The organism is Streptomyces sp. NPDC054840 (assembly GCF_053611065.1).
The window spans coordinates 1-7,402 of record NZ_JBSGZP010000365.1; the positions used below are offsets into that span (position 1 = coordinate 1).

General features: G+C 70.1%; 8 protein-coding genes. 6 read left to right on the forward strand and 2 right to left on the reverse strand.

The genetic code is table 11. From position 1 onward, the window contains the following. Window positions 1-51: 51 nt before the first annotated feature. The gene (def, locus tag ACWGIU_RS23755; RefSeq protein WP_453708855.1) at window positions 52-606 is read right to left on the reverse strand and encodes a peptide deformylase; all 555 of its coding nucleotides are present in this window, start codon (window positions 604-606) and stop codon (window positions 52-54) included. A 123-nt stretch (window positions 607-729) separates the two neighbouring features. On the opposite strand from def, the gene ACWGIU_RS23760 reads away from it, so the two are divergent. The 6 genes from ACWGIU_RS23760 to ACWGIU_RS23785 all read left to right on the forward strand — a co-directional run bounded on the left by ACWGIU_RS23760 (window position 730) and on the right by ACWGIU_RS23785 (window position 6,012). Next, a complete protein-coding gene (locus ACWGIU_RS23760; protein WP_453708857.1) occupies window positions 730-1,968 on the forward strand; it encodes a MurT ligase domain-containing protein in 1,239 nt (412 codons plus the stop codon). Window positions 1,969-1,988: 20 nt separating this feature from the next. Then, window positions 1,989-2,717 (forward strand): type 1 glutamine amidotransferase, encoded by a 729-nt coding sequence (locus tag ACWGIU_RS23765; protein ID WP_453708859.1) that lies wholly within the window; start codon window positions 1,989-1,991, stop codon window positions 2,715-2,717. Window positions 2,718-2,933: 216 nt separating this feature from the next. Next, the gene (locus tag ACWGIU_RS23770) at window positions 2,934-3,959 is read left to right on the forward strand and encodes a 6-phosphofructokinase (RefSeq protein WP_453708861.1); all 1,026 of its coding nucleotides are present in this window, start codon (window positions 2,934-2,936) and stop codon (window positions 3,957-3,959) included. A gap of 103 nt (window positions 3,960-4,062) precedes the next feature. Next, the gene (locus tag ACWGIU_RS23775; protein WP_453708863.1) at window positions 4,063-5,025 is read left to right on the forward strand and encodes a cytochrome c oxidase assembly protein; all 963 of its coding nucleotides are present in this window, start codon (window positions 4,063-4,065) and stop codon (window positions 5,023-5,025) included. Window positions 5,026-5,057: 32 nt separating this feature from the next. Next, entirely contained in the window at window positions 5,058-5,216 is a 159-nt protein-coding gene (locus ACWGIU_RS23780) for a hypothetical protein (protein ID WP_030719054.1), read from the forward strand. A gap of 85 nt (window positions 5,217-5,301) precedes the next feature. Then, entirely contained in the window at window positions 5,302-6,012 is a 711-nt protein-coding gene (locus ACWGIU_RS23785) for a lysophospholipid acyltransferase family protein (RefSeq protein WP_453708865.1), read from the forward strand. Between the two features lie 28 nt (window positions 6,013-6,040). Here ACWGIU_RS23785 and ACWGIU_RS23790 read toward each other — a convergent pair. Beyond that, window positions 6,041-7,402: alpha/beta hydrolase (locus ACWGIU_RS23790; RefSeq protein ID WP_453708867.1), on the reverse strand; the 1,362-nt coding region annotated here is incomplete at its 5' end.

Genomic DNA, 7,402 nt, shown 5'->3' on the forward strand with positions numbered 1-7,402 from the left:
CCGGGCGCGGTGCCGGGCGTCGCGGGCCCGGCAAGATCCGAAAGAGACGGCCTAGCCGCGCAGCGCCTCGGCCCCCCAGGAGGTCTTCCGGATGGCCCGCCGCAGGCGACGGGCCCGCAGTCCCGTCACGCGGTCCGCGTACACCGTCCCGTCGAGGTGGTCGCACTCATGCTGAAGGCACCGCGCGAAGAACCCCGTTCCCGAGATCCGCACCGCCGCCCCGTCCGACGTGACGCCTTCCACCACCGCGTGGTCGAAGCGGGTCGTGCCCGCCTCAAGCCCCGGCAGGGACAGGCATCCCTCGGGCCCCAGGAACTCGTCCCCGTCGGCCGTCACCAGCCGCGGGTTGACGATGTGCCCGACGTGGCGGACGTCCTCGTCGTCGGGGCAGTCGTAGACGAACACCCGCTGTCCCACGCCGATCTGGTTCGCGGCGAGCCCGACCCCGTCGGCGGCGTACATCGTGGCGAACATGTCCTCGATGAGCCGGTCGAGATCCGGGCCGAATGCGGTGACCTCCGCGCACGCGGAGTGGAGCACCGGATCACCCAGCAGGCTCATGGTGCGGACGAGGCCGGTGGTACCGGGGATGGGGCGCTGTCGCATGGCGGTAAGCCTACGACGGGCGACTATATGAGCAGATCCGAGGCGGTGCGGGGGCGCCGCGGTCAAGGCTCCGGCCGGTACTGGATAGGCTGGGGCCGACCGACGCAAGGAGGACAAGGGACGATGGCAGGCAACACGGAGCCGCTTTCGCCGCGGGCCAAGCTGGCCGTGACGGCGGGCAAGGCCGCGGCGGCGGTGTCGCGGGCCGCGGGACGCGGAAGCGGATCGGTGATCGGTGGCAAGGTCGCACTCAGGCTCGACCCCGATCTTCTCGCCGCGCTGGCGCAACATCTCGATGTCGTCCTCGTCTCCGCGACGAACGGCAAGACCACGACGACCCGACTGATCGCGGAGGCCCTGCGGGCCAGCGGTCCGGTCGTCTCCAACGCCCTCGGCGCCAACATGCCGGCCGGCATCACCTCCGCGCTGGCCGGTGGCTCGGACGCCAAGTACGGCGTCATCGAGGTGGACGAGAAGTACCTGGCCGGAGTGGCCCGGGACGTCACCCCCAAGGTGATCGCCCTGCTCAACCTCTCCCGCGACCAGCTGGACCGCGCCGCCGAGACCCGCATGCTCGCGGAGAAGTGGCGCGAGGGCCTCCAGGGTTCCAAGGCGGTCATCGTCGCCAACTGCGACGACCCGCTGATCGTGTGGTCCGCCTCCTCCTCCCAGAACGTGGTGTGGGTCGCGGCCGGCCAGGAGTGGAAGGACGACGCCTGGTCGTGCCCCTCCTGCGGTGGCGTCATGCAGCGCCCCGGCGACGACTGGTTCTGCGGCGAGTGCGGCTTCCGGCGTCCGAACCCGACCTGGGTGCTCTCCGGCGACCACGTCCTGGACCCGCACGGGTCGGCCTGGCCGATCCACCTCCAGCTGCCCGGCCGCGCCAACAAGGCCAACGCCGCCACCTCGGCCGCCGTGGCCGCCGTCTTCGGCGTCCCGCCGCAGGTCGCGCTGGAGCGGATGTACCAGGTCCAGGCCGTCGCCGGCCGCTACGACGTGGTGCACTTCCAGGGCCGTGAGCTGCGGCTGCTGCTCGCGAAGAACCCGGCGGGCTGGCTCGAAACGTTTTCGCTGATCGATCCCCCGCCGACCCCGGTGATCCTCTCGGTGAACGCGCGCGGCGCCGACGGCACCGACACCTCCTGGCTGTGGGACGTGGACTACCCGCGGCTGGCCGGTCACCCGATCTTCGTGATCGGTGACCGCAAGCTGGACCTCGCGGTCCGCCTGGAGGTCGCGGGCCTGGAGTTCCGGGTGTGCGACACCCTCGACGAGGCCGTGCAGCTCGCGCCGCCCGGACAGATCGAGCTGATCGCGAACTACACCGCCTTCCAGGACGTGCGCCGCCGCGTCGGCAACTAGTACCCATAAAGGACAAGAGCATGAGCGACAACAGCCTGCGTCTGGTGTGGGTCTACCCGGACCTGCTGAGCACGTACGGAGACCAGGGCAACGCCCTCGTGGTGGAGCGCCGGGCGCGCCAGCGAGGCCTGGACGTGCAGCGCGTGGACGTGCGCAGCGACCAGCCGATCCCCACCTCGGGCGACATCTACCTGATCGGTGGTGGCGAGGACCGGCCGCAGCGCCTGGCCGCGGAGCGCCTGCTGCGCGACGGCGGTCTGGAGCGGGCCGTCTCGAACGGGGCGATCGTCTTCTCCGTCTGCGCCGGCTACCAGATCCTCGGCCAGGAGTTCGTCAACGACCAGGGACAGCGCCAGGAGGGCCTCGGCCTCCTGGACGTGGTCACCGTGCGCGGTGAGGGCGAGCGGTGTGTCGGCGACGTCCTCGGGGACATCGACCCGCGCCTGGGCCTGCCGCAGCTGACGGGGTTCGAGAACCACCAGGGCGTGACCCACCTCGGCCCCTCGGCCAAGCCGTTCGCCCGGGTGACCATGGGCCGTGGCAACGGCACCGGTGACGGCACCGAAGGCGCGTACAACGACACGGTGTTCGGCACGTACATGCACGGTCCCGTGATGGCCCGCAACCCGCAGATCGCGGACCTGCTGCTGAAGCTGGCCCTCGATGTGAACGCGCTGCCGGCCATAGACGACCGGTGGTACGAGGCGCTGCGCGCGGAGCGCATCGCCGCCGCGACGCAGCCCGCGTAGCGCCCCTGCGGACCGCTCATCGGGGCGGCCCCCGCATCATGTGTTCGGCCCGGTTTTCCCTAGGGGGAACCGGGCCGACGTGGTTTCGTACGACGAGTACGACCAGCATGTGGAGGATGGTTCAGTCCACCTCTCCACCGCTTGTAGGGTGGCCGTAGTTCCAACCGGACGACGTGGTCCGGTCGTCGGCCCACGTTGCAAAGGTCCGTTCCTGCCATGCGCATAGGTGTGCTCACTTCCGGTGGCGACTGCCCCGGTCTCAACGCCGTCATCCGCTCCGTCGTGCACCGTGCCGTGGTCGACCACGGCGATGAGGTGATCGGCTTCCTGGACGGCTGGAAGGGCCTGCTGGAAGCGGACTACCGCAAGCTCGACCTCGACGCCGTCGGCGGCATCCTCGCCCGCGGCGGCACCATCCTCGGCTCCTCCCGGGTCCAGCCCGCGCACCTGCGCGACGGTGTGGAGCGCGCCCGCGGCCACGTCGCGGACCTCGGCCTCGACGCGATCATCCCGATCGGCGGCGAAGGCACGCTGAAGGCCGCGAACCTGCTCTCGCAGGCCGGTCTGCCCATCGTCGGTGTCCCGAAGACCATCGACAACGACATCGCCTCCACCGACGTCACCTTCGGTTTCGACACCGCCGTCGGGGTGGCCACCGAGGCGCTGGACCGGCTGAAGACCACCGCCGAGTCCCACCAGCGGGTGATGGTCGTCGAGGTCATGGGCCGCCACACCGGCTGGATCGCCCTGCACTCGGGCATGGCGGCCGGCGCGCACGCGATCGTCGTTCCGGAGCGCCCCTTCGATATCGACGAGCTGACGGAGATCGTCGGCGAGCGCTTCTCCGCGGGCAAGCGGTTCGCGATCGTCGTGGTCGCCGAGGGAGCCAAGCCGAGGCCCGGCTCGATGGAGTTCGAGGAGGGTGGCACCGACATGTACGGGCACGAGCGGTTCGCCGGGATCGGCAACCGGCTCGCCGTGGAGCTGGAGCACCGCTTGGGCAAGGAAGCCCGGCCGGTGATCCTGGGCCACGTCCAGCGCGGCGGCACGCCCACCGCGTACGACCGGGTCCTGGCCACCCGCTTCGGCTGGCACGCCGTGGAGGCGGCGCACCGGGGCGAATTCGGCATGCTGACCGCGCTGCGCGGGACGGACATCGTGATGGTGCCGCTCTCGGAGGCGACCTCGACCCTCAAGACGGTTCCGGCCGATCGGTACGACGAGGCGCAGACGGTTCTCTGACGCCCCTTTTGTACGCCCCCTCTATCCTGGGCCGCCCCCGCGCGCAAGAGTGCTCGGGGGCGGCATTACTGTGGTGGGGCACCACGGTCAAGGGAGTGAACAGATGGATCACAGCGGGCACGGCATGGACATGCACATGGACATGGACCTGCCGCCGTTCACTCTCGGGCGCGGGCTGGAGTTCTCCTTCGACGCGTTCTTCCTGACCGCCTCGCTGGTCGGACTCGCCCTGTACGGGTGGGGCGTGCTGCGGCTGCGCCGGCGCGGGGACTCCTGGCCGCTGGGCCGGACCATCGCCTTCACCGTGGGCGTGCTGACCGTGCTCCTCGTGATGTGCACCAAGCTGAACGACTACGGCATGGTCATGTTCAGCGTGCACATGGTGCAGCACATGGTGATCAGCATGGTCACCCCGATCCTGGTGCTGCTGGGCGCCCCGGTGACGCTGGCGCTGCGCGCGCTGGCACCCGCAGCCCGCGGGCACAAGGGGCCGCGCGAGGTGCTGCTGATGCTGCTGCACAGCCGGTACATGAAGGTGATCACCCACCCGGCCTTCACGATCCCGATGTTCATCGCGAGCCTCTACGCCCTGTACTTCACCCCGCTCTTCGACTTCCTGATGGAGAGCCGGACCGGGCACATCGCGATGATGGTCCACTTCCTCGCCGTCGGCCTCATCTTCTTCTGGCCGATCATGGGCATCGACCCGGGCCCGCACCGGCCGGGCTACGTGATGCGGATGCTGGAGCTGTTCGCGGGCATGCCCTTCCACGCCTTCTTCGGCATCGCCCTGATGATGGCGAGCCAGCCGATGATCAAGACGTACGCGAACCCGCCGACGTCCCTCGGCATCGACCCGCTGCTCGACCAGCAGTGGGGCGGCGGCATCGCCTGGGCCTTCAGCGAGATCCCCTCGGTGCTGGTCCTGATCGCCCTCGTCTACCAGTGGTACCACTCCGAGCAGCGGGCCGCGCGGCGGTCCGACCGGGCCGAGGACCGCAGTGGTGACAAGGAGCTGGCTGCATACAACGCGTATCTCGCCTCGCTCCAAGCGCGTGGCCGGTAGCGCGACACCGCCTTCGCGCGCCACCATGGGGCATGACCGGATCCGTTAAGGCGATGTGCGTCATGACCTTCGCCGCTCTGGTGGCCGTCGCCGCGTATTCCGTGGCCCTCGGCAGCAACGGCTGGCTGTGGTTCGGCTGGGTGGTGCTGGGGCTGCTGACCGCCGGGATGGCCGCAACTCGCAATGTCTGAGGAAGGACCCTTCCCGCCCCCTGCGCCCCGGGCCTCACCGTTCGTAAAATGGCGGTGACAACGGGATATCGACAGGAGCGGCCTGGTGTTCTACCACTTGCTCAAGCACGTGTTGCTCGGCCCCCTGCTGCGGCTGCTGTTCAGACCTCGGATCGAGGGTCTGGAGAACATCCCCGCCGAGGGGGCCGCCATCGTCGCGGGCAATCACCTCTCCTTCTCCGACCACTTCCTGATGCCCGCCATCCTCAAGCGGCGGATCACCTTCCTGGCGAAGGCCGAGTACTTCACCGGCCCCGGGGTCAAGGGCCGGCTGACCGCCGCCTTCTTCCGCAGCGCCGGGCAGATCCCCGTGGACCGGTCGGGCAAGGACGCCGGGCAGGCCGCTCTGCGCGAAGGGCTGGCGGTGCTGGCCAAGGACGAGCTGCTGGGCATCTACCCGGAGGGGACGCGCTCGCACGACGGCCGGCTCTACAAGGGCAAGGTGGGGGTGGCGGCGATGGCCCTGGGGGCCGGGGTGCCCGTGGTGCCCTGCGCGATGGTCGGCACCTTCGAGATCCAGCCGCCCGGGAAGAAGATCCCGAAGATCCGGCGGGTGACGATCCGCTTCGGCGAGCCGATGGACTTCTCCCGGTACGCCGGGCTGGAACGCGAGCGGGCGGTCCTGCGGGCGGTCACCGACGAGATCATGTACGCGATCCTCGGACTGTCCGGTCAGGAGTACGTCGACCGGTACGCGGCCGAGGTCAAGGCCGAGGAGGAGGAACAGCGGAAGAAGGCCCGGCGCACCACGCGCTGAGCCTTCTCCCGCCCGCTCCCGCCGGTCCTTACCGGACGGCGGGGAGCTCCTCCGGCGCCGGGAGGACCGAGGATTCGGCCGGGGCGTCGGACGACAGGGACTTCGCCGCGGCCGCGGCCGGGGCCACGGGGGTGGCGTGCGGGGCGCACGTCACGTCCTTGGCGTCGACCTTGCCGGTGAGCAGGTAGGTGTCCACCCGGGTGTTGATGCAGGGGTTCACCAGGCTGGTGACACCGTGCGAGCCGGCGCTCTTCTCGGTGATCAGACGCGAGCCGGCGAGGCGGCGGTGCAGTTCGACCGCGCCCTGGTACGGCGTGGCCGCGTCGCGCTCGGACTGGACGATCAGTACGGGCGGCAGCCCGCGCTTGGCGCCGACCGCGATCGGGGTGCTCTGCTTGGCCTTCCAGGTCGCACAGGGCAGGTTCATCCACGCGTTGGACCAGGTCAGGAACGGGTACTTCTCGTGCAGCTCGCTGTTGTCCCGGTCCCACTTGGACCAACTGGTGGGCCACTTGGCATCGGCGCACTCGACGGCGGTGTAGACGGCGTTGCCGTTCTCCGACGCCGCGTTGCCCTTGATGTCCGTCATGTCCGGGGCGATGGCGTCGACGAGCGCCTGCTCGTCACCGGCGGCCCAGGCCGCGAAGGTCTGGGCGACCGGCACCCAGGAGGAGTCGTAGTACGGGGCGCCCTGGAAGAAGCCGATGAGCTCGGCCGGACCGACGACCCCGCCGAGCGGCTTGGCCTTGGCCTTGCCGCGCAGCTCCTGCCACTTGGCCTCGACCTCGGCGCGGGTGTCGCCGAGGTGGAAGACCGCGTCGTTCTTGGCGACCCAGTCCTGCCAGTCGTTCCAGCGCATCTGGAAGGCGACGTCCTGGCCGAGGTTGGCCTCGTACCAGATGTTGTCCTGCGACGGGTCCACCACGCTGTCGACGATCATGCGGCGCACATGGCTCGGGAAGAGGGTCGCGTAGACCCCGCCCAGGTAGGTGCCGTAGGAGACGCCGAGGAAGTTCAGCTTCTTCTCGCCGAGGCCGGCCCGGATCACGTCGAGGTCGCGGGCGGTGTTCGGCGTGGTCATGTGCGGCAGCATCTCGCCGCTGCGCTCCTTGCAGCCGTCCGCGTACTCGGCGGCGAGCTTGCGCTGAGCGCGCTTGTCGGCCTCGGTGTCCGGGACCGGGTCCGCCTTGGGGGCCTTGACGAACTCCTGCGGGTCGATGCAGGAGATCGGCGCCGAGTGGCCGACGCCGCGGGGGTCGAAGCCGACGAAGTCGTAGGCCTTGGAGGCGTTGACCCACAGCGGGCTCTTGGTGGTGACGCGGCGCGGGAAGCGCATGCCGGAACCGCCGGGGCCGCCGGGGTTGTAGACGAGCGCGCCCTGGCGCTCCTC